The 22301-nt window shown below is 41.9% G+C and carries 27 protein-coding genes and 4 pseudogenes; 21 read left to right on the top strand and 10 right to left on the bottom strand.

Going from position 1 to position 22301, the window contains the following annotated elements:
- Positions 1–52: 52 nt before the first annotated feature.
- Genes MKP07_RS01715 through MKP07_RS01725 form a run of 3 tightly spaced genes read right to left on the bottom strand, consistent with a single transcriptional unit; the run spans position 53 to position 2576 of the window.
- The gene (locus MKP07_RS01715) at positions 53–1171 is read right to left on the bottom strand and encodes a penicillin-binding transpeptidase domain-containing protein (protein ID WP_240844716.1); all 1119 of its coding nucleotides are present in this window, start codon (positions 1169–1171) and stop codon (positions 53–55) included.
- Positions 1096–1740 (bottom strand): PBP1A family penicillin-binding protein, encoded by a 645-nt coding sequence (locus MKP07_RS01720; protein ID WP_240844717.1) that lies wholly within the window; start codon positions 1738–1740, stop codon positions 1096–1098. Before MKP07_RS01720 ends, MKP07_RS01715 begins: the two co-directional genes overlap by 76 nt.
- Positions 1737–2576: a transglycosylase domain-containing protein gene (locus MKP07_RS01725; protein WP_240844718.1), complete on the bottom strand. Its 840-nt coding sequence runs from the start codon at positions 2574–2576 to the stop codon at positions 1737–1739. The genes MKP07_RS01720 and MKP07_RS01725 overlap by 4 nt, the downstream gene beginning before the upstream one ends.
- Positions 2577–2736: 160 nt before the next feature.
- Here MKP07_RS01725 and MKP07_RS01730 point away from each other — a divergent pair, with 160 nt between their 5' ends.
- From MKP07_RS01730 to MKP07_RS01740, 3 genes are read left to right on the top strand one after another with little or no spacing between them, the layout of a single operon-like run.
- Positions 2737–2958, top strand: coding sequence for an AtpZ/AtpI family protein (locus tag MKP07_RS01730; RefSeq protein WP_240844719.1), 222 nt, complete (start codon positions 2737–2739; stop codon positions 2956–2958).
- Positions 2945–3352 carry a hypothetical protein gene (locus MKP07_RS01735; RefSeq protein ID WP_240844720.1) on the top strand — a complete coding sequence of 136 codons (408 nt, stop codon included), beginning with the start codon at positions 2945–2947 and terminating at the stop codon, positions 3350–3352. Before MKP07_RS01730 ends, MKP07_RS01735 begins: the two co-directional genes overlap by 14 nt.
- Positions 3345–3974 (top strand): SprT-like domain-containing protein, encoded by a 630-nt coding sequence (locus MKP07_RS01740; RefSeq protein ID WP_240844721.1) that lies wholly within the window; start codon positions 3345–3347, stop codon positions 3972–3974. Before MKP07_RS01735 ends, MKP07_RS01740 begins: the two co-directional genes overlap by 8 nt.
- On the opposite strand, the pseudogene MKP07_RS01745 reads toward MKP07_RS01740, so the two are convergent.
- The 3 genes and pseudogenes from MKP07_RS01745 to MKP07_RS01760 form a co-directional block, all read right to left on the bottom strand.
- A pseudogene (locus MKP07_RS01745) lies at positions 3975–5083 on the bottom strand (carboxylate-amine ligase).
- Positions 5084–5215: 132 nt separating this feature from the next.
- Entirely contained in the window at positions 5216–5632 is a 417-nt protein-coding gene (locus MKP07_RS01755; protein WP_240844722.1) for an ATP-grasp domain-containing protein, read from the bottom strand.
- Entirely contained in the window at positions 5629–6153 is a 525-nt protein-coding gene (locus tag MKP07_RS01760) for an ATP-grasp domain-containing protein (protein ID WP_240844723.1), read from the bottom strand. The genes MKP07_RS01755 and MKP07_RS01760 overlap by 4 nt, the downstream gene beginning before the upstream one ends.
- A gap of 206 nt (positions 6154–6359) precedes the next feature.
- Here MKP07_RS01760 and MKP07_RS01765 point away from each other — a divergent pair, with 206 nt between their 5' ends.
- The 5 genes from MKP07_RS01765 (at position 6360) to MKP07_RS01780 (ending at position 9846) form a co-directional block, all read left to right on the top strand.
- Positions 6360–7169, top strand: a complete 810-nt coding sequence (locus MKP07_RS01765; RefSeq protein WP_240844724.1) for an alpha/beta hydrolase — start codon at positions 6360–6362, stop codon at positions 7167–7169.
- A gap of 85 nt (positions 7170–7254) precedes the next feature.
- Positions 7255–8421, top strand: a complete 1167-nt coding sequence (locus tag MKP07_RS01770; RefSeq protein ID WP_240844725.1) for a thioredoxin domain-containing protein — start codon at positions 7255–7257, stop codon at positions 8419–8421.
- A complete protein-coding gene (locus MKP07_RS01775; protein ID WP_240844726.1) occupies positions 8384–9301 on the top strand; it encodes a hypothetical protein in 918 nt (305 codons plus the stop codon). The genes MKP07_RS01770 and MKP07_RS01775 overlap by 38 nt, the downstream gene beginning before the upstream one ends.
- A gap of 93 nt (positions 9302–9394) precedes the next feature.
- On the top strand, positions 9395–9592 hold the full coding sequence (locus MKP07_RS41965; RefSeq protein WP_394803612.1) for a DUF1543 domain-containing protein: 198 nt from the start codon (positions 9395–9397) through the stop codon (positions 9590–9592).
- A 14-nt stretch (positions 9593–9606) separates the two neighbouring features.
- A complete protein-coding gene (locus MKP07_RS01780; protein ID WP_240844727.1) occupies positions 9607–9846 on the top strand; it encodes a hypothetical protein in 240 nt (79 codons plus the stop codon).
- A 9-nt stretch (positions 9847–9855) separates the two neighbouring features.
- Here MKP07_RS01780 and MKP07_RS40930 read toward each other — a convergent pair whose 3' ends face one another.
- From MKP07_RS40930 to MKP07_RS01800, 3 genes and pseudogenes are all read right to left on the bottom strand, one after another.
- Positions 9856–10080 (bottom strand): helix-hairpin-helix domain-containing protein, encoded by a 225-nt coding sequence (locus tag MKP07_RS40930; RefSeq protein WP_240844728.1) that lies wholly within the window; start codon positions 10078–10080, stop codon positions 9856–9858.
- 68 nt (positions 10081–10148) lie between these two features.
- Positions 10149–11026, bottom strand: a pseudogene (locus MKP07_RS01795) (hypothetical protein).
- Between the two features lie 20 nt (positions 11027–11046).
- A complete protein-coding gene (locus MKP07_RS01800; protein ID WP_240844731.1) occupies positions 11047–11580 on the bottom strand; it encodes an excinuclease ABC subunit UvrC in 534 nt (177 codons plus the stop codon).
- Positions 11581–11817: 237 nt separating this feature from the next.
- Here MKP07_RS01800 and MKP07_RS01805 point away from each other — a divergent pair, with 237 nt between their 5' ends.
- From MKP07_RS01805 to MKP07_RS01815, 3 genes are read left to right on the top strand one after another with little or no spacing between them, the layout of a single operon-like run.
- Positions 11818–12624: a metallophosphoesterase N-terminal domain-containing protein gene (locus MKP07_RS01805; protein ID WP_240844732.1), complete on the top strand. Its 807-nt coding sequence runs from the start codon at positions 11818–11820 to the stop codon at positions 12622–12624.
- A 35-nt stretch (positions 12625–12659) separates the two neighbouring features.
- Positions 12660–13385 (top strand): calcineurin-like phosphoesterase C-terminal domain-containing protein, encoded by a 726-nt coding sequence (locus tag MKP07_RS01810; protein ID WP_240844733.1) that lies wholly within the window; start codon positions 12660–12662, stop codon positions 13383–13385.
- 57 nt (positions 13386–13442) lie between these two features.
- A complete protein-coding gene (locus tag MKP07_RS01815) occupies positions 13443–13985 on the top strand; it encodes a GNAT family N-acetyltransferase (RefSeq protein ID WP_240844734.1) in 543 nt (180 codons plus the stop codon).
- Between the two features lie 59 nt (positions 13986–14044).
- Here MKP07_RS01815 and gpmI read toward each other — a convergent pair.
- Positions 14045–15555: pseudogene (gpmI, locus tag MKP07_RS01825) on the bottom strand (2,3-bisphosphoglycerate-independent phosphoglycerate mutase).
- Between the two features lie 256 nt (positions 15556–15811).
- Between gpmI and MKP07_RS01830 the strand changes: the two are divergent.
- The 10 genes and pseudogenes from MKP07_RS01830 to MKP07_RS01875 all read left to right on the top strand — a co-directional run bounded on the left by MKP07_RS01830 (position 15812) and on the right by MKP07_RS01875 (position 22225).
- On the top strand, positions 15812–16201 hold the full coding sequence (locus MKP07_RS01830) for a DUF4783 domain-containing protein (protein ID WP_240844736.1): 390 nt from the start codon (positions 15812–15814) through the stop codon (positions 16199–16201).
- A gap of 148 nt (positions 16202–16349) precedes the next feature.
- Positions 16350–17209: pseudogene (nadC, locus tag MKP07_RS01835) on the top strand (carboxylating nicotinate-nucleotide diphosphorylase).
- A gap of 45 nt (positions 17210–17254) precedes the next feature.
- Complete coding sequence (locus MKP07_RS01840; RefSeq protein WP_240844737.1) at positions 17255–17557, top strand: translation initiation factor; 303 nt, start codon at positions 17255–17257, stop codon at positions 17555–17557.
- 151 nt (positions 17558–17708) lie between these two features.
- Positions 17709–18095, top strand: a complete 387-nt coding sequence (gene apaG / locus MKP07_RS01845; RefSeq protein WP_240844738.1) for a Co2+/Mg2+ efflux protein ApaG — start codon at positions 17709–17711, stop codon at positions 18093–18095.
- A gap of 176 nt (positions 18096–18271) precedes the next feature.
- Complete coding sequence (locus MKP07_RS01850; RefSeq protein ID WP_240844739.1) at positions 18272–18880, top strand: 2'-5' RNA ligase family protein; 609 nt, start codon at positions 18272–18274, stop codon at positions 18878–18880.
- Between the two features lie 148 nt (positions 18881–19028).
- The gene (locus tag MKP07_RS01855) at positions 19029–19400 is read left to right on the top strand and encodes a radical SAM family protein (RefSeq protein WP_240844740.1); all 372 of its coding nucleotides are present in this window, start codon (positions 19029–19031) and stop codon (positions 19398–19400) included.
- Positions 19401–19417: 17 nt separating this feature from the next.
- Positions 19418–20026: an SPL family radical SAM protein gene (locus MKP07_RS01860; protein ID WP_240850613.1), complete on the top strand. Its 609-nt coding sequence runs from the start codon at positions 19418–19420 to the stop codon at positions 20024–20026.
- A 221-nt stretch (positions 20027–20247) separates the two neighbouring features.
- Entirely contained in the window at positions 20248–20736 is a 489-nt protein-coding gene (locus MKP07_RS01865; RefSeq protein ID WP_240844741.1) for a ribonuclease H-like YkuK family protein, read from the top strand.
- A gap of 164 nt (positions 20737–20900) precedes the next feature.
- Complete coding sequence (locus MKP07_RS01870) at positions 20901–21401, top strand: DEAD/DEAH box helicase (protein WP_240844742.1); 501 nt, start codon at positions 20901–20903, stop codon at positions 21399–21401.
- 8 nt (positions 21402–21409) lie between these two features.
- Positions 21410–22225: a helicase-related protein gene (locus MKP07_RS01875; RefSeq protein ID WP_240844743.1), complete on the top strand. Its 816-nt coding sequence runs from the start codon at positions 21410–21412 to the stop codon at positions 22223–22225.
- Positions 22226–22301 lie beyond the last annotated feature (76 nt).

Consider the following 22301-nt stretch of genomic DNA (forward strand, 5'->3'; position numbering starts at 1 on the left):
TGAGTAAAAAATTCGTGCAAATATAACATGCAAGTTGCAAAGACAGCTGATATCATTTAAAAGCAGCAGCCTGTCTAACAAGATTCCCTGCGTCACAGACATTTACACTAAGTCCTTTATAATTAAATGTTCTAAACGAATAAAGCCTGCTTTCGCAGGCTTTGAGCTCTATTTTTCTCGTCTTTTTTACCGAATATTTTTTGAAAAGTCCCTTCTTCTTTTTGGGTTCTTCCTGTGTGCCAATGGGTTTCTCTTTTTTGGCACTTGTATCTTTTACAGGTTGTTTCTTCTTATTAGGATCATCCGGCAGCGGTGCAGATTCGGGGCCTATATATTCATTATTGTTCTGCATATAGTCTTCCTCAGTTCCTACGCCCATATCTTCACCCGCAGCTGCGGGTCCGTTACCGGAATCATCTTTTACATATAAAGATGGATCTGCACTTACAGCTTCATTACTCATGGTAGGAGGCTCCGCAAATCTTTCATCCTTTAAAATCCCCAGATCTTTATTCGCATATACTTTCTTGAAGAAATGCTCCCAGATAGGACGTGCTGCCTGGCCGCCAAAACCGCCGGCCCCTTCATTCCTGATAAAACGGTCGTCACTACCTACCCATACACCGGCCAACAACTGGGGTACAAATCCCATAAACCAGGCATCACTATTATCGTTAGTAGTACCTGTTTTACCCGCCATCTCTGCCGCTCCCAACCGGGCCATCAGCCCAGCTGCAGTGCCTTTAACTACAGCGCCCTGCATCATTCTTGACATTGTATAGGCAGTCGCTTCACTAATTGCTTCTCTTCTATTAGCACTATAGTCAAATCTTTTGATCACATTCCCATTCCTGTCTTCAATCCTGCTGATAAAATACGGTTTCGTAGAAAAACCGCGGCCGCCGAACATAGAGTAGGCCCACATCATTTCAAATAAGGACAGCTCGCAAGAGCCTAATGCAATAGAGGGAAAGGGTTGCACTTTTGTAGGTACACCGATTCTTTGCAGAAAATCTACAAAGCGCCTTGCTCCCACCTGTTTCATGATGTATGCGGTAGCGCAGTTTTTCGACCATGCCAGCGCATTTGCCATTGTCATAGTACCTCCGCCACATCCTTTTCCGGCGGGCACCCATCCATTACCAGGAAAATACTGTGCAACATCCTGCACCGGTGTTTCGGGGTATAATTCAACTCTTCTACGGCCTCTCCATAGAGTAAAGGTTTGATAGTTGATCCTACCTGTCTTTTGGTATTAATATTAACGTGATCGTACTTAAAAGTATTAAAACCAATACCACCCACCCATGCTCTTACTTCACCTGTCGAAGGGTCCATGGCCATAAAACCGGCCTGTGTAAACAATCGATGGTACTTAATAGAATCATAAGGCGTCATTATGGTATCCCTGGAGCGCTCCGTATTCCAGGCAAACACTTTCATAGGCGTTTTCTCAAGAAAGCTCGCTCTTATTTCCTTATCGCTTAACCCATCTTCAGCGGAATTTTTCCACCGGTCACTGGCTTTCATTGCCGCTTCCAGTATATTATCGCGCTTGTTCCAGACACTTCCATTTTTTACAAAGCCTTGCCTGATTACGTTGCGGTATAACTGGGGAGCCTGGGCAGCAACTGCTTCTTCAGCATACATCTGCATTACCGGGTTGATGGTTGTATAGATCTTTAACCCATCGTTATAAATATTATAAGAGGAGCCATCGGGCTTGGTAATATCTTTCAATATTTTTTAACCTCATCGCGCAGTACCTCCCGGAAATAAGGAGCGAACCCCAGATCTTCGGCTGGCTTTTTGTAATTAAGATCGATCGGCTTCGCCTGAAGATTTGCGGCCTCAGCAGCAGTTATATTACCATTTTCAGCCATTCTACCCAATACCAGGTTTCGTCTGTCCATAGATGCTTTAGGGTTACGGCGTGGATTATAAATACCGGGACCATTAATACTTCCAACCAATAAGGCGGCTTCTTCTACATTTAATTGTCCCGGCTCCTTTTGAAAAAATCGCTTCGAAGCATTTCTAATGCCAAATACGTTATCCGGATAAGGCACTGCATTCAGGTACAAAGCCAAAATCTCTTCTTTGGTAAAGTTCCGCTCCAGCTTAACAGCAATAATCCACTCCTGAAGCTTCTGGATAACTCTTTTAAGCGGGTTGTTTGCCCGTTTATTGAACAAAGCCAAAGCCAGCTGTTGTGTAATAGTACTACCCCCACCCTGCGAGCCGCCGGAAAATACAGCCCTCAATGTGCCTTTTATATCGATGCCTGAATGCTCGTAAAATCTTTTATCCTCAGTAGAAACCAATGCGTTAATAACATTAGGCGAAATCTCTTTATATTTTACAATACTTCTGTTACCCGATGGCAGATAATACCTCCCCATTAAAGTTCCTTCACTTGCATAAACTTCGGAGGCCTGGGCAATGGTTGGATTTTCGAGTTCTTCGATAGAAGGCATTTTACCAAACACTCCGTAATTGGCCATTAAAATAACCCCTATAAATAATACAAAGCCAATAAAAAACAACCGCCAAAATATTCGTACCGATTTCTTCATTCAATATGCTATTTAAAATTCTTCTCTTAGTGAAGCAAAATTGCAGTAAATCTACATTTTAAATTAATTATTTATTTCTTAAAATTCAAATCTGCTTTCAAACCTATCATTTTATGCTATTTGCCCTCATTCAAGTAGCTTTATCAGCAAATATCATTCCTTGCAACAGAAAAAGTATAGTCCCTGGTTTCGCTATTTGGGTATTACCGCACAATTGCTGGTTTTAATTGGCCTTGCCCTTTACGGCGGAATAAAACTTGACGACAGATTTGATGTAGCGCCTTTATTTACAGTAGCCTTACCTTTGCTGGTATTGGCTGTTACATTTTACAAACTAATTAAAGAAACAGGGAAAAAGGAACACGATAATGGACGCAAGTAAAAAAGGGTTTAATCCGCTTAAATTGATGATACTGGTTTTTGTACTTTTAAGTGCTTTCTTCCTTATTTTCAGGGAAACGCTGACGAAGGCAGGTGCAGACACCAATGTGTTGATCGTAGCCAATATCATTTTATTTTTAATCGGGATTTTTACCGTAAGAAATGGTTTGAAAGCAATTGGCAATCCTAATCCGCATGTATTTGTACGTGTATTTTATACCGGGTTTATTATTCGCCTTTTTGCCTGCGCTATTGCAGCGTTCGTTTATATTTCCCTTACTGATGGAAAAGTAAACAAAGTGTCGCTTTTTGCCAGCCTTGGTATATATATACTTTACAACGTAATAGAAGTTTCTTCTTTACAAAAAGCTTTAAGGAATAATAAGAATGGCTAAAAAGGAAGTTCCTTTACAACAACTAGCCGAATACCTGCCCGATCACACTTTTGAGGCGGTTGTTGCATATCTTAATTTTTACAAAGTACATTTAACCATCGCTAAAAGCAGGAAATCTGTTTTGGGCGATTACCGTCATAGTATTAATACGCAGCACCACCGCATCAGCGTCAATGGGAACCTGAATAAGTATGCATTCCTGATTACCTTATTACATGAACTGGCACACCTGGTTACATTTGAAAAATATGGCAACCGCGTTCAGGCACATGGAAAAGAGTGGAAAACGCTGTATGGACAGATACTGGCCCAGTTTATCGAGAAAAAGATCTTCCCGGCTGATATTGAAAATGAATTACTCGCCACCCTACACAATCCAGGGGCTTCTACCTGCGCCGAAGAAAGCCTACAACGCATCCTGTACCGTTACGATACAAGAAAAGAAGGCTATTCACTGGTGGAAGCTATTCCTGAAGGGCAATTTTTTCGACTGAAGGATGGCCGTATTTTCCAGAAAGGCAAAAAGCGGACAAAAAGGTATAGTTGTGTGGAAATATCTACGAATAAAACCTACCTGTTCAGCCCGGTTTACGAAGTGCAGCATGTAAAAATTTCTCAATAATCAAATCCCGTGCAGAAAACTATTGCTGATATATTTAGCCACGTGGGCCAGATCTTTGGTTTCTTCAAAAACAGCTAACTGCCTGTCTGCCCCTGTACCGTTTTCCAGTATTTTATGAACATAATCAATTCTATGCTGACTACCCAGATGTGGGATTACCGGATCTACAAAATCAAGCAATTCGTAAATAAGCGCTCGGGTATTCACTTCCTCCTCTTTACCAAAGTCGATCAGGTAACCATCTAACCCATAACGGCTGGCCCGCCATTTATTTTCATTGATGAGGGGACGGGAATATTGTATGTAGTTCAGGTTTTTGCTGCGCAACATATATATGCGTGCGCAGATTGCCTGGAACAAAGCGGCAATCGCAATGGTTTCATCTACCGTCATCGGTATATCGCATATCCTGAACTCTACGGTGTTAAAGAAAGGGTGCACTCTCAGGTCCCACCAGATCTTCTTGGCATTATCGATGCAATTCGTCTTAATAAGCATTTTCACGTAGTTGTCATAGGCTTCAATGCTCTCAAAAGCATCGGGGATACCGGTGCGCGGAAACTTATCAAAAACTTTGGTGCGGTAAGATTTATATCCCGTGGTACGCCCCTCCCAAAAAGGCGAGTTGGTACTTAACGCAAAAATATGCGGCAGAAAGTAGCGGGTAGAATTGGCGATGTGGTTAGCCAGCTCCCTGCTCTCCATGCCTACATGCACATGCAAACCAAAAATGAGATTGCTACGGGCGGCTTCCTGTAGTTCTGCTATAATCTCGTTGTAGCGCTGATGATCAGTAATCAACTGTTTTTCCCAATGACTGAAAGGATGGGTTCCCGATGCTCTAAAGTTAAACCCAGGTCGCCGGCAATATCGTGGATTGTTTTGCGTAACAGGGAAACATCTTTATGGGCTTCATCAATATCCTGACAAATGTCCGTCCCCACTTCCACTACTGCCTGGTGCATTTCGGCCTTCACTTTATCCTTGATCGTTTTTTGTCCTTCCTGAACAATCCGCTGCTCATGGCTTTTAAGCTCGTAGGTTTCCGGGTCGAGCACCATGTACTCCTCTTCTACGCCTAGTGTAAATGTTTTATAATTTAAGACCATCTTTTAAAATTTGCTAATGTGATAATTAGCCAATGAGCCAATGTAAATGCTGATTATTTACTAGAACGATCCTATATCAAGCGCTTTTGCCAGGCAGGCACTAGCGAATCATCACATTAGCACACTAGCATTTTATTTCCCTGCGCTCTGTTTTACGTATTCACCCCATGTAAGATTATCACCTCCGTTATTCGCTAAAGCTTTTTCGATGGCGAAGTTGGCGGAGGTTTCTACTACCCATTCGAAGTTTTCTGCACCCACACTTGCCACATCAGCATCCGGTGCAGGATTACAGAAATCTATGGCATAAGGAACACCATCCCTCAACGCCAGCTCAACCGTATTAAAATCGTAGCCAAGATATTTATTAATCTTTAAAACGATATCTGTCATTTCTTTCAGTTTCTCTTCGGTCGGGGAAAAGTCAGCCTTATAACGCAAATGATGTGGGTTACGCGGCTCATAGGGCATAATTCGCACATGCTTGCCACCAATACAGTAGCAGCGATAATATTCTTCAAAAACAATTTCTTCCTGCAAAAGCATCACCAGCTGGCCCGTTTCGTTGTGCTTCTCAAAAACTCTTCCATGGTGTTTAGCTTGTACACATTTTTCCAGCCCCCGCCGGCAAAGGGCTTCATATAAGCAGGAAACCCTACTTCTTCAAAAATGCCCTGCCAATCCAAAGGATAAGACAGATTACTAAAAGAGTCTGCGCTGGTATCATCCGGCATTTCATTAGACGGAAGTATAGCTGTTTTAGGCACAGGCACACCTATCTGCGTCATGAGGCAATTATTGAAGTATTTATCATCGGCGCTCCACCAGAAAGGATTATTAATAACTGCGGTTCCTGTAAGAGCGGCGTTTTTTAACCAGGTGCGGTAAAACGGCACATCCTGCGATATACGGTCAATGATAACGGAATAACCGCTACCTACACCCTGTAAGGCTTTTTCAATTTTTACAGGCTCGGCAATAATGCCATCTACGTTTTTGCTGTTTACCCTCTCTACAAAGGCTTCCGGAAACGATCTTTCCTTTCCGTGCAGAATACCGATTTTTTTCATGTTTAAATTAGTTTGTTGGTACAATAATTATGGTGCGGTTATTTATATGGTCTTCAAAAATGTTCGTGATTAAAAATACTTCTCTATCAAATATATTTTTTAAAATGATATAAACAAAAATTGTTTCTGATCAACTATTAAACATTACTGGAAACTGAAATTAATAATTAAATAATATTGAAAATACATTTACTATTTTTGATTTAATGGAAACTGCAGCCGAATTAGAATTGGTTACCGATACCTTAACCATCGCATCAGCACATTTAAAAAGAGAAGTTGCGCTTAATTTATATCTACCTAAAAATGTTGTCAACCCGGCAACTATCAGCTTATTGCTGATCAACGACGGACAAGATATGGCGGTTATGGAATACGATAAAATATTGCATGACCTCTATCTGCAAGATGCTATTCATCCCATATTATCGGTGGCTATTACAGCCGGTAGCGAGAGAACACAGGAATATGGTGTGGCTAAAAAGAAAGATTATCTCGGTCGTGGGTCGAAGGCCGGCGCCTACAGCAAATTTATTATAAACGAATTGCTGCCTTTCATAAGTGAAACGTACCAGGTTACTCAATTTAAAGAGATAGCCTTTGCCGGGTTTTCTCTGGGAGGCTTGAGCGCGCTGGACATGGTTTGGAATAATCCTGAGGTTTTTTCCAGGGCGGGCGTTTTTTCAGGTTCGCTCTGGTGGCGTAGTGTAGACCAGCATGACGGTAAATATGACGATAATAAACACCGTATTATGCAACAACAAATACGCAAAGGCGCGTATGCCCCGGGTTTAAAATTCTTCTTCGAGTGTGGCAAGCTGGACGAGAGCGGGGACCGTAATAATAATGGCATTATTGATTCGATTGATGATACGCTTGATCATATTAAAGAGCTATTTGCCAAAGGTTATGGGCCTGAAGACATTGCTTACTTAGAACTGGATGAGGGGAAACACGATGTGCCCACCTGGGGCCTGGCTATGCCTGCGTTCTTAAAATGGGGATGGGGTAAATAAATTTAAAGTTGGAGATTTAAGGTTTGAGGTTTAATGTTGTTTATAGAACTTTGAACTTCCAAACATTGAACCTTAAACTTCAAACATGTCCAATGCACTTATCCATGAAACCAGCCCTTACCTGCTGCAACATGCGCACAATCCTGTAAACTGGTATCCCTGGGGAGAGGAAGCACTACAAAAAGCAATTACTGAGGACAAACCCATTCTGGTTAGTATCGGCTATGCCGCCTGCCACTGGTGTCATGTAATGGAACGGGAAAGCTTTGAAGACGAAGCAACCGCAGCATTGATGAACGAGCATTTCATCAATATTAAAATTGACAGAGAAGAAAGACCCGACCTGGATCATATTTATATGGATGCGGTTCAGGCAATGGCCGGTAGCGGCGGATGGCCGCTCAACGCATTTCTTACCCCCGACAAAAAGCCCTTCTATGGAGGCACTTACTTTCCTCCGCAAGCCGTAATGAACCGACCTTCCTGGAAAGAGGTATTAGTAGCGGTTTCTGATGCATTTAAAAATCAACGGACCGATATAGAGGAACAGGCTAATGGACTTACCCAACATCTTTTCCAGGCCAATAGTTTTGGCATTAGCGCAGGTGAGCAAATTATTAATATTGATCAAATAGATGCGGCCTGCGACAACCTCCTTAAACAGGCCGACAAGCAATGGGGTGGTTTTGGAGCGGCGCCCAAATTTCCGCAAACCTTCTCCATACAATTTCTACTGCGATATTATACCTTCGAAAATAAAAGAAATCCGCAACTGGCTGACGACGCATTAAAGCAGGCGCTATTAAGCCTGGATAAAATGATTGAGGGTGGAATTTATGACCAGATCGGCGGAGGATTTGCCCGCTACTCTACCGACCCTGAATGGCTTGCCCCACACTTTGAAAAAATGTTATATGATAATGCGTTGTTGATAACTACTTTAAGTGAAGCTTATGCCATTACCCAAAATGAATATTACAAAAGAACTATTGAACATACACTAACATTTATTGATCGGGAGCTGACGCACCCGTCGAATGGCTTCTACGCGGCACTCGACGCCGACAGCGAAGGAGAAGAGGGCAAATACTACGTATGGCAGCTGAAGGAAATACAGGAACTATTAGAGCTGATGCTGCTGTTTATTGCGACTATTATAACGTATCTGCTAATGGCAATTGGGAAGAAAAAATATCCTACGCATACTGGAACCATTGCCGGTGTTTGCAGCCAACCGGCAATACAAAATTGAAGATCTTCAGTTACTATTGGATAAGTGTAATAATATATTGCTTGCCGTAAGAGAACAACGTGTCAAGCCCGCCCTTGATGATAAGATCATTTTAAGCTGGAATGCATTAATGAATACTGCATATAGCAAAGCTTACGCAGCAACAGGCAATACAGCTTACAGGCTGAAAGCCATTAATAATATGAAATTCCTGCTATCTGCTTTTCAGACCGCTGAGGGCCGTTGGCAACATGTATGGAAAAACGACACAGCAAAATACCCTGCATTTCTCGATGACTATGCCTACCTTATCCAGGCGTTGTTGCAGTTAAGCAGGGTTACGGCGAATACAGAATACCTGGTTCAGGCGAAGGAACTTTGCGAAAAAGTAATCACTGATTTCTCAGAACCCGACGGCTATTTTTATTATACACCCGAACAGCAAACCGACATTATTGTACGGAAAAAAGAAGTGTATGATGGCGCAACGCCAAGCGGGAATTCGGTTATGGCGCAAAACCTGTTAGAGTTGGGGCTATTATTTGATCAACGTGATTGGCTGGAACGTTCTTATCAAATGACCAAAGGACTAGGTACGGTAGCAGTCAAATATCCTACCTCTTTTGGAGTATGGTTGGCAGGCCTTTACCAGCAAATAACCGGAACTAAAGAAGTAGTGCTGATAGGCGATTTCGAAAATTCATTAAGTGAGCTGCTATCACAGCCTTTATTACATAGTATTATTATGGCGGCTCCTAAGGCAATCGAGGCTTTTCCTCTTTTAAAAGATAAAAATACGGACAAGCCTCTTGCGCTGTTTTTGTGCGAGAACTACGCCTGCCAACAACCTGTATTTTCGGTTAACGATTTATTGAAACAATTGAACAAGGATGGCTTATAAACTTTTTACTTACTGCTGGGTTGTACGCCAGCGGGAAGGCATACAGAACAACATGATGTATTTTTTTGCATTGGAAAAGATCTAAAAGATATCATCCCTGAAATCAAAGCCTTTTCGCCCGGGTCTGGTAAAATACATATCGATAGCTGGCGTGAAGTCACAACTGTTGACGGCTTTAGTATCTCCATAATAGAGAAAGCAGTCAAACCGAAAAAAATCAACATCTCTTCTTCATTAACCTGGGCGGCTACTTACCAGGCTCTTTTGAAGAACATCATTATAAACTGCTAACCGTAGCAGAAGATATGTCGCAAGCAATTAGAAACGCCAAACAAACTTCTTTCTACAGGGATTATAATACCGAAGATAAAAGTGGCATCAGCCATGTAGACAATAAATACGGGGTAGATGTGGATGAGATATTAAATGTAGCTGATATTCTACCTATACATCAGAAAGAACAGTTTTCTATTTTATTGAAACCGGAAGACAGCCTCAAAGAAGATCCGTTACATATAGGGTATTTAAAACTGGATAAAGTTTGATTTCATCCTTTATTCGGGCTTATTGTCACCCTCACTATTAAAATAATCCCAAACCACTTTGGCCTTTGCCATGCCAACTATCGCAGCCAATTCCTCCAAAGTTTTCTCCCGGATATTTTTTACAGATCTGAATTCTTTAAGCAATTGATCAGCTGTGGCTTTACCTATCCCTTTAATATCTTCCAGCTCATTTTTAAAAGTTCCCTTGCTGCGCTTTTGCCGGTGAAAGGTCACCCCAAACCGGTGTACCTGGTCTCGTATAAAACGGATAAACTTCAGGCTACCGCCATTGTAAGGAAGTTTTAAAGATTCTTTATCACCCGCAAAAACAGCTCCTCCTCATTTTTGGCAAGACCTACCAATGTGATCATTCCGTGCAATTCCAACTCCTCTATAGCCTCCATCGCAGCGCCCAGCTGTCCTTTGCCTCCATCAATAATCACCAGCTGCGGAAAGTCCTGCTGCTCCTCCTTCAATCTCTTATAACGGCGATACACCGCTTCTTTCATAGAAGCAAAATCATTGATACCCTGCACCGTCTTTACATTAAAATGGCGATAGTCTTTTTACTGGGCACCCCATTCTTAAAACAAACCATCGCACTCACCGGGTAGCTACCCTGGAAGTTGGAGTTATCAAAACATTCGATATGTGTAGGCAGATCCTGCAACTGCAGATCTGTTTGTAATTCTTCCAGCACTTTGATCTGGTCTACGTTCCGGCTGATTTTCAAACGCTCCTTATTCTTTAGCTCTTCGATAAAATAACCGGCATTCTTTTCAGAAAGCTCCACCAGTTTTTTACGATCGCCTCCTTTGGGCACCATTATCTCTGTATTCATTTCAGGATATTCGATCTCAAACGGAACCACGATCTCGCGTACATCACTGTGAAAAGTGGAACGCAAATGTTGAATCGCATATACCAGTATTTCCTCGATTGGTTCATCCAGGTGCGTTTCCAGTTTATTGGTTTGCGTTTGTACAATCGTACCGCCCCTTACCATAAGGTAGTTAACATAGGCAATGTCCTTATCTTTCAAAATACTGAACACATCCTTATCCCCACCTTTCATGCCTGTTACTACAGAACGCGATTGATAGTAATCTTCCAGGTACGCAATTTTCTTCCGGGTATATTCGGCTTTTTCAAATTGAAGATCAGCAGCAAGCGCCTTCATTTCTTCTTTAAAATGCCTGATCACCGCGACAAATTTCCTTTTAACAGATCCCGCACCTGCTTTATGTTATCATCGTAGTCTTCTTTAGCCTGATAAGCTTCGCAAGGTCCCTTACAGTTACCCAGGTGGTACTCCAGGCATACTTTAAATTTGCCTTTTGCAATATTATTTTTTGTAAGATTAAGGGTACAGGTTCTTAGAGGAATCGCCCTCCTGATAAACTCTAACAATTCCCTAACCCGGAAAACAGAGGTATAAGGACCAAGGTATTCAGAGCCATCATTTACCGGCTGCCGTGTTAAATATACCCTGGGGAATGGTTCGTTTTTTATAACGATATAAGGATAAGACTTATCATCTTTAAGATTGATATTATATCTAGGCTGAAACTGCTTGATCAGCGAGTTCTCTAAAAAGAAAGCATCCTGCTCGCTGTTTACAATAGTGAATTCAATTTTGTGAATCCGCTGTACGAGCTCGTGGGTTTTGTAATTGGTAAAGGTTTTATTAAAATACGAGCTTACACGTTTACGAAGGCTTTTAGCCTTGCCCACATAAATAATCTTATCTCCTGCATCAAAATACTTATAGATGCCGGGCTGCAGGGGATAGTGGACGCTATTTTCGAGAATTCTTCCTGGGTCATATCAATCACTCATCTTATGAAACCACAATGATAAGCATGATTCCGCTAAACTTAATATTGGCGTAATAGTGAACTTATACATTTGCCGCCATTCTAAGCTAAAATTACAAAGCATATTATCAGCAACTAAAAAATAATTGAAATCATGTTAAAGCAACTCTTTTTAACAGCGGGACTGGCTTATTGTTTAGCCGCAACCGCTCAAAGCAATGTAACGGGCTACGTTTACATTGATAAAAATAATAACGGCCAGTTGGATAAAAAAGAAACAGGACTGGGTGGCGTAGCAGTTTCCAATGGCAAGGATATAGCCTTAACTGATAAAAATGGCCTTTACCAACTTCCTGTTGGCAATGATAATATCATCTTTGTTATTAAACCTACCGGCTATCAGTTTAAAAGAAACACCTACAACCTATCGGAGTTTTATTATATCCATAAGCCACAGGGTTCTCCGCAAACTTCCAAATATAAAGGTGTGGCCGCTACTCCAGCTCTTCCGAAAAGTTTAAATTTTGCACTTTATCAGCAAGCGGAGCCGGTTGATTTTAGCGTATTGGTTTTTGGCGACCCACAGCCCTACAATGAGCAGGAGCTGGGTTATTTTGCCAAAAGTATTGTGGATGATGTACGCACGGGCGGCCACGTAAAATTTGGTATCAGCCTGGGAGATATAGTAGGCGACAATCTCGACCTGCATTTACCTTACAAAGAAATCATGACCCGGCTGAAATTACCCTGGTATAATGTAATGGGCAATCACGATATGAATTACGAAGCTACTACCGATTCTTTATCAGACGAAACCTTTGAAAGAAATTTTGGTCCGGCCAATTATTCATGGAACTACAGCAATACCCATTTTATCATATTGGATAATATCCTCTATCCTGATCCACGTGATGGAAAAGGTTACTGGGGCGGCTTACGTCCTGACCAGATTGAATTTTAAAAAACGACCTGGCACTGGTTGATAGAAACAAACTGGTGGTAATTTCCTTTCATATCCCCTTCAGCAATGAAGGCGGCGACGCCATCAGGCTGGAAGACAGGCAAGCGATATTTGACCTGTTGAAAGATTTTGATAATTGCTTGTTAATGTCGGCCCATACACATTTTCAGAAACAGATCTATTATAAAACAGCCGATGGCTGGAAAGGTAAAAGCCAGGGCCTACACGAGTACAATGTGGGTACTACTTCGGGCGACTGGTATTCGGGAGAATTAGATGCAGCGGGTATCCCCGACGGAACCATGCGGGACGGAACACCCCGTGGCTATGCTTTTTTAAACATACAAAACAATAAATACAACCTGCGCTACAAAGTAGCCGGTAAAGACAGCGCTTACCAAATCAGGATCTATGCACCGAAGATTGTAGCACATAATAGTCGCGGTGCGGCTCCGTTCTATGTCAACTTCTTTATGGGATCGGAAAACGATGTGGTAGAATACAAAACAGACAATGGCAAATGGTCCGCTATGCTGCGCGACTCTACATTCGATTATACTTACCTGGACATGGTAACAAGATGGGACGAAACAACGACCTTACTGCAAGGCAGACGCCCTTCTGCACCCGTTGCTACAGGCCATTTATGGTCAGCGCCGGTTAATAAAAAACTAGCTCCCGGCAAACATACTATTCATGTAAGAGTAAAAGATGTGTACGGCAATGTACATGAGGAACAACAAAGCTATACTATTCAATAGTGTTTTACTGCATTCAATATTAGCCCGGTATCTGCCGGGCTTTTTTATATTTATAAAATGATTCTTCCTGTCAATGAAAATACTACGCTGGTTTTCAACGAGGCTAACCACGCTGCCGCATTATTTGCGGTGGTAGATACTAACCGCCCGCATTTATCCAGATTCCTGCCCTGGGTGCCCTATATGCTATCAGTAGCGGATATGGAGCGCTACCTGGTGAAATGTGAAAACTTAAACCGTGAAGGTTTAGATACAAGTTTTAATATTTTTCATCAGGGCGAGATCGTTGGCAGAATTGGGTTAAGCTATATTAACAGGTCCAACAAATCGGCTAATATTGGGTATTGGCTGGCTGAAAAAGCACAGGGCAAGGGAATCATTATCAATGCTGCAAAACAACTATTGGGATTGGGATTTGAGCAGCTTGATTTAAACCGGATCGAAATAAAAGCGGCCACTACCAACGAACGCAGCAAAGCTATACCCGAAAAACTAGGCTTTAGCTTTGAAGGTATTTTACGGGAAGCAGAGTGGGTAAACAATGAGCTGCTGGATCTGAGGCTTTACGCGTTATTACGTTCTGATTGGACTAAAGAATAGTAAAAGCCTCGTAGCTTTTATAACTACGAGGCCTAACAATTATGTTCCAAACGCTACTTTTACAACGAAGCCGTGTCGACCAACACTTCTCCGGTCATTTGAGCTGGTATGGGTAGTTTCATAAAGCTCAGGATCGTTGGCGCGATATCGCCTAACTTACCTTCTTTTATTTCACCACGCCAGTTATTATCAATAATGAACAACGGTACCAGGTTCAGCGTATGCGCCGTGTTCGGACTACCATCATCATTGATCATAAAGTCTGAGTTACCATGATCCGCAGTTAAAAACACTACGTAATCCTGCGCCAACGCCTCAGTAACTACGCGCTCCACACAGTGGTCCACCGTTTCCACTGCCTTGATAGCTGCCGAAAATACGCCTGTATGGCCCACCATATCTGCGTTAGCAAAGTTCAGGCAAATAAAATCTGCGGACTGGTTTTTAATTTCAGGCAACAGCGCCTCAGTTAATTCATTAGCACTCATTTCCGGCTGCAGATCATAAGTGGCTACTTTGGGAGAAGCTTTCAGTATCCTGCTTTCACCTTCAAAAGGCAGCTCGCGGCCCCGTTGAAAAAGAAGGTAACATGCGGGTACTTTTCGGTTTCAGCAATACGTATTTGCTTTAGTCCATTTTCTGACACTACCTCGCCCAACGTTTTGGTAAGGTCTTCATTTCTGAAAATAGAATAAACAGCCGTGTATTTATGATCATACACCGTCATGGTAGTATAGTCCAGATTCAGGCGCTTCATGCCAAATTCGGTATTGTCTGCCTGGGTCAACACCTCGGTTATTTCCCTGCAACGATCGGTACGGAAGTTAAAACACAACACGTGGTCGCCCTCTTGTATGGTTGCTACCGGCTTATTATCAGCTCCTACTACTACTGTTGGGTTGATGAACTCATCGGTAATATTCTCTTCATAGCTCTGCTTTACAGCCTCCACGCCGCTGGTAGCCGTATCACCCGCACCATTCACGAGGGCATCGTAGGCTTTACAAACTCTTTCCCAGCGCTTATCTCTATCCATCGCGTAATAACGACCACTAACCGTAGCAATTTTACCCAACCCAATAGTATCAATATGATTTTGCAGGTCTTCAATAAAATGTAAACCGCTTTTTGGGTCGGTATCGCGGCCATCTGTAAATGCGTGCACATATACATCCTTAAGACCATGCGCTTTACAAATATCCAGCAACGCTTTTAGATGGCTGATATGTGAGTGAACGCCGCCATCACTAACCAGGCCCATCAGATGCATAGGTTTATTGCTGGCTTTTGCAGTTTCCAATGTTCTTATCAATTCAGCATTTTGCGCCAGTTCCCCTGTTTTTATAGCCACATTAATGCGCTGCAATTCCTGGTAAACGATGCGACCCGCTCCTAAATTAAGGTGCCCTACTTCCGAATTACCCATTTGACCTTCGGGCAGACCTACCAGTTCGCCAAAAGTGGTTAAAGTTGTATGCGGATATTGGCTGTATAAGGATTTGGTAAACGGCGTATTAGAGTTCTGAATTGCATCGGCTGATGCAACTTTTCCTAATCCCCAGCCGTCCATTATAATTAAAATAGCTTTTTTTGTGCGGTTGACATTTTTTTGACAATTGATTATCAGTTAATTAATATATTTAATAAAATTATTAATGCGCGTAAAGTTAAAGAATGCCGGGAGAACAAAGGGTGCAGTCTGGCATATTTTTAGCACTTTTGACAAAATATCGTAATAATTAAACATGAAATAAAGCATAAAAAATATTCATTGAGCTATTAAATAATGAATATTTTTCCTGCCGAAATCAATAAAAAGTATACACATGAAAAAGTTTATTGGTATTGCGTTGGTTGCCGGTTCTATTTTATTTACTTCTTCGTTATATGCCCAAAGCCTTGACGGAGTGGTTACCGGAATCAAAAATGGCAATGCAGTACAGGTAACTGATAATGCCGGAGCCAATTTTTCTCTTACTATTATGGATAAGAGTAATAACTATAGCAAGACAGAGGCGCAACAAGCTATAAAAGATTTTTTTGCGAAGAACAGCGTAAAAGGTTTTGATGTAAAGCACAAGGGAAATTCACCTAATGGTCAGTATGCCATCGGCACTTTATCTACCGGCAGTGGTAACTACCGTGTTAATATCTTTATGAAGAAAGATGGCGGCAAAGAGGTTATAAAAGAATTACGTTTTCAGTTGATTGAGTAAGTTATAAACCATATTTTGGCAATGCCTCTCTGCATGGGAGGCATTTTGCTTTTAATAAGAACACAGGGGAGTTACTATCAAAACGGCTTTTACGTTTGGCAGATGCAATAGCACTCATTTAAAAAGCATCATTTATCTTGCACGTATTATGACACAGGAATTTCAGCAAAAACTAAAACATCTGGTAGACGAAGCATTAGCAGAAGACATTGGCAGCGGCGACCATTCTACCCTTTCCAGCATTAGCGCAGAGGAAGAGGGAAGTGCAGTGTTAAAGATCAAACAGGACGGTGTTTTAGCAGGCGTAGATGTTGCCCGGTTTATTTTTGAGCATAAGGAACCGGGATGCAGTTTTGAAGTGTTTAAAAGGGATGGCGAGCCTATGTTCGCCGGAGAAAAAGCTTTTGAAGTAGCTGCACATGAACATACCATACTGCAGTGTGAAAGGCTGGTGCTCAATTGCATGCAGCGTATGAGTGGTATTGCCACGCTTACCAAACAGTATACAGATAAGCTCAAAGGTTATAAAACGAAGCTGCTGGATACCCGTAAAACCACGCCCAATTTCAGGTTGCTTGAAAAAGAAGCCGTGCGTATCGGTGGTGGCGTCAATCACCGGTTTGGGTTATACGATATGATCATGTTAAAGGATAACCATATTGATTATGCAGGAGGAATAGAAAAGGCCATTAACAAGGCTTATGACTACGTAGTAAGCAACAACCTGGATATTAAAATAGAAGTGGAAACCCGCTCCATAGAAGATGTAAAAAAGTAATAGCCATTGGAGCGGAAAAAGTTTTCAGGGTAATGCTGGACAATTATACAACCGAACAAATTACTGAAGCTTTGCATTTGATCGCAGGGCGTTTTGAAACAGAAGCCAGCGGTGGCATCAATCTCGAAACCATTGAAAGCTACGCAGCGACAGGCGTTGACTATGTAAGCGTAGGCGGCTTAATACACCAGGCCAAAAGCCTGGACCTGAGTTTAAAAGCAGTACTTTAGCAAATGATGAGTAGTGAGTAATGAGTAACTTCTTAACCAGAACCCATGTCAAAAAATAAATCAAATAGTCCATTTGTATTCAGCACCAACCCCGATTTCAAATTGGATAAGGATACTGAAGAAGTTGTTACATTGGCGCCCGCTGCGCAAAAAATACGGCTGCAGCTGGAAACCAAACACAGAGGCGGTAAAACTGCCACTGTGGTATTAGGCTTTGCAGGTACTGCAAAAGATCTTGAAGAGTTAGGTAAAAAGCTCAAATCCTTTTGCGGCACCGGGGATCGGCCAAGGACGGTGAAATTATTATACAGGGGGATCACCGGGATAAATTACTTCAATGGTTCCTGAAAAACGGGTATATGAATACGAAAAAAACGGGTGGTTGATTATTTTTGCATTCTCTCATCTTTGCCGGTCATCAATTAAATCCTTTAGATTAAGATGAGGTTTATCAAAAAAATAAAGTAAAAATGACTATTTTTACGAAAACGCACTTTTCATGAGCAGCATGATCTCAGCAGGCATAATGGTGAATGTAGAGGTTTTTTATCAACCTGAATACAGCAATCCGCTGCAGCACGAGTATATGTTTGCTTATCGCATCACTCTTGAAAATTACAACCCCCATCCCGTAAAACTCCTGCGCCGCCACTGGAATATATTTGACAGCAACGGTGTATACAGGGAAGTAGAAGGCGAGGGCGTTGTTGGCGTACAGCCGGTATTACAGGCCGGAGAAAGCTACCAATACATGAGCGGTTGCAACCTCAGCACCGATATGGGCAAAATGAAAGGCGTTTATGAAATGGAAAACCTGGACCTCCGTAAAAAATTTCAGGTGCTCATACCTGAGTTTGAAATGATCGTACCGGCAAAGGCCAACTAATAGGCTGCTATACCCGCCCGATTTCCCTTCTTTATTTTATCGCGAACACTACTTCATTACCATCTTTATTAATTAAAGATTGCAGCTGCATGCTTTGATATGTTGAAAACTAATTCTTCGAATTACTAATTTTATTAGTAATATTGTACTAATATTTTTAGTTTTAAAATTTGATTATGCTCGCAGATATTAAAACACCGGCCGTTGCTGAATACCTATTATTAATTGAACCCCGCAAAGATCTGAGTAATGTTATCACCAACATCAAAAAGGCTTTTTATGATCAATACAAAGCCCCGGAAGCGCTTAAGGGAAAACCACACCTTACCCTTGTGAACTATAAGCAATACACCAGCTTTGAAAGTCGTATTGTTCAAAAACTGCGCACCGTCTCCATGCAGATCTCTCCCATCGCTATTGATCTCCAGGATTATGGGTCTTTTCCATCCCACACTATTTTTATAAACGTGGTTTCGAGAAGCACCCTGCAAAACCTTGTAAAAAACATCCGTACCCATTTACAGGTTTTAATGAAAATGGACAAAGACAATAAGCCTCATTTTATTATGGAGCCGCATATAACTATCGCCCGGAGATTAAAGCCCTGGCAGTACGAGCAAGGGTGGTTGGCTTATAGCCATCAAACCTTCAGCGGCAGGTTTATTGCCAACGCAATGGTTTTGCTGCGAAGAGCAACGCCGGATCAAAAGTATGAGCTGGTCAGCAGATTTGAGTTCCAGGGAATGCAGGTGGGCGCCTCCCAGGCTATGCTTTTTGACAGCTAAGGAGCATTCTCGCACCTATTAAAACAAGTACCTAACCAATGGACAAGAAATTAAAACAAGATCATTTTAAAGTAGCGGTGTCTTCAAAAAAGAAGAGCAGCAATACCTGCAGGGACGCGGGGCACAGATCAATACGCGTAATCGCTTTTTGAAAGATGAGCGCGTGAAAGAACATGTGGAAGGTATTGACGATTGGGATGAGCCCAACCTGGCTACCCAGTACATTGAGCAGGAAGCTAAAACGATCGTTAACAAAGTAGAAAGTCCGGATGTGGGGATGGCTTATAGCATGAATGCTTATGCCGGGTGTGAGCATGGCTGTATTTATTGCTATGCCCGTAATGTGCATGAATACTGGGGTTACAGCGCAGGGTTAGATTTTGAGAGAAAGATCATTGTAAAGAAAAATGCGCCCCAGCTGTTGCGAAAGCAACTCATGCACCCCAAATGGGAAGTGATGCCTATTATGCTAAGCGGCAATACTGATTGCTATCAACCAGCAGAAAAAAATACCGCTTAACCAGGGGCTTGCTGGAAGTGTGTAACGAGTTTAACCAGCCTGTGGGCATTCTCACTAAAAATTCGGGCATCTTAAATGACAAAGATGTATTGCAGGAAATGGCTCAGAAAAACCTGGTGAGAGCCATGGTCTCTATTACCTCATTCAATGAAGACCTGCGTAGGGTTATGGAACCACGTACTACCACAGCTACGCAGCGCTTAAAAGTAATTGAGGAGCTAAGCAAGGCAGGGGTTACTATGGGCATCATGATGGGACCTATGATACCTGGCTTAAATGAACATGAAATGCAGCGGATCATGAAAGCCGCATCGGATGCCGGCGCCACATTTACCGCTTATACTTTTATCAGGTTAAACGGAGCGATCAAGTTTTTATTTCATGATTGGTTGTATAAAAATTTTCCTGACAGAGCAGACAAAATATGGCACCTGATAGAACAAAGCCATAACGGGAAAGTAAACGATAGCCGCTGGGGTTTGCGCATGCGCGGAGAAGGTAGCATTGCGGATATAGTAGCCCAGCAGTATGCTAAATACGGCAGATTATACCATATGAATGAAGGCCGCACAGGTCTTAACCTAAACAGTTTTAAGAGGCCTGGGCAGCAATATACCCTGTTCTAAATGCTGCGCTACCACATTGCACCAGGCAATAGGTCTGCGAGAATTTATAGCTGGTAATATAATCTTAATATAACGGAGCCGCAAAGCTTCCTAATTTTAGCACTTATCCTGAGTAATAAACCCCATGCATATCATGTATGCTTTGCCCATTCACATGCTGTGCATAAGTTTATTTGCTTTATATAACGAATAAATAATAACGTTGTGAAACACTAATTTCCATGCAGCATCAAACAAAACAATGGAGGAAGTTGACGGGCGAGTACCTCAAGAACTACATTGCAGACGAGGTACATGGCGCCATACTCCGCGAAAAAGAATTAGGCCACACGCTTAAAGTGTGCATTGGCACCGACAGCCAGGTAAAAGGCTCCCAAACAGAATTTGCTACAGTGATCGTTTTCGTTCGTAAAGGCCGTGGTGGCTTTATGTTTTTAAATAACGAAATCACGCGCGAAAGAATGAGTATTAAACAACGCATGATGACTGAAGTAGCAAAAAGTATTGATGTGGCTTATCATTTAAGCAATGTCTTTTCCGATCATAGTATTGATATGGAAGTGCATGTAGACATCAATACCAGCCCTTTGTACAAAAGCAATGACGCGCTAAAAGAAGCGATCGGTTATATAACCGGAATGGGCTTCTCTTTTAAAGCCAAGCCCGAAGCTTTTGCAAGTTCCTGCTGTGCCAATAAAGTGGTACAGTAAACCGGTTTACCTGATCATTCGTTTATGTCGCAGCAATGTCTCCCGACAATGGGGACTATTACTGCGTTTGATGATCATGACTATGCGGCCAGGTATATCTATTAGAGATAGTATTACCTAAAGGCGAAACTCTTATTCCCTTTAAATTAGTTTAGATTTGCCGGATGAATGAGATCAATAATACGAATGCCTATTTACGTAATTTAAAAATAAAAGAGCTGAATGATATGCAGTTGGCTACCATTGCTGCTGCCGGAACGCATCATGACATGATCCTTTTATCCAATACAGGATCAGGCAAAACCCTGGCCTTTCTGTTACCGATGCTAGCTACGCTTAAAGCTGATATAAACCTGGCACAGGCATTGATCCTCGTACCCAGCCGGGAGCTGGCTTTGCAGATAGAAGCTGTATTGAAACAAATGCAAACAGGTTTTAAAGTATTGGCTTGCTATGGTGGACATAAAAGAGAAATTGAAGAAAATAGTTTGATAGAACCACCGGCCATCATTATAGCTACTGCCGGGCGCATGACAGATCATATCCGCCGGAAAAATATCGATTTATCGGAAATCCAGTATTTGATATTAGACGAATTTGATAAAAGCCTGGAGTTAGGTTTTTGGAAGAAATGCAGTTTATTATTGAAGCATTGCCTGCAGTAAAAAAACGTATGCTTACTTCTGCAACGTTTTCTGAAACGATTCCCGATTTCTTAAAAATGGAGCAAGCCCAAACACTCAACTTTCTTTCCGGTGACGCAATAACAGCAGAGGCACTTGACATCAAGACCGTACTTTCTCCTGATAAAGATAAACTGGAGACTTTACTTCAATTGATTTGTTACGTAAGAAATACGTCTACCATTATATTTTGTAACCATAGGGACTCCGTAGAAAGAACCAGTCAATATTTGACTGACAAAGGCTTAATCAATGTATTCTACCACGGCGGCATGGAGCAGCAGGAAAGAGAAGTGGCACTCACTAAATTTCGTAATACCAGTTCAGATATTCTGGTAACCACAGATCTTGCCAGCCGGGGCCTGGATGTAGCCAATATTCGCAACATCATTCACTACCATCTGCCTGCCGACGAAGCGTCCTTTACCCATCGTAACGGACGCACTGCCAGAAACGGAGCCACAGGAAATGTATATGTTATTTATTCTGACGGTGAAAAAATGCCTGAGTATTTTACTCCATCTGAAACGCCGCTACAATTGACCGAAACCCTTTCTTTTCCAGACAAGCCCAAATGGAGCACCCTGTACATTGGCGCGGGCAAAAAAGACAAGATCAATAAAATTGACATTGTAGGATTTTTATTGCAGAAGGCCCAGCTAAAAAAAGATGAAATAGGCCTGATAGAAGTAAAAGACTTTATGGCATTTGCTGCAGTGCGAAAATCTAAAATTGGCATTGCACTGGAGCTTATTAAAAACGAAAAAATAAAAGGTAAAAAAGTAAAAATAACGATAGCTAAATAGCGCTCTAAAAGCATCGAAGTTTTACCTATTCGATAAAATCTTTTTGTTTCAGAAATAGAATTATTTACAATAATCA

Origin of the sequence: Paraniabella hibiscisoli, from assembly GCF_022512515.1 — a bacterium.
GTDB classification, from domain to species: domain Bacteria; phylum Bacteroidota; class Bacteroidia; order Chitinophagales; family Chitinophagaceae; genus Niabella; species Niabella hibiscisoli.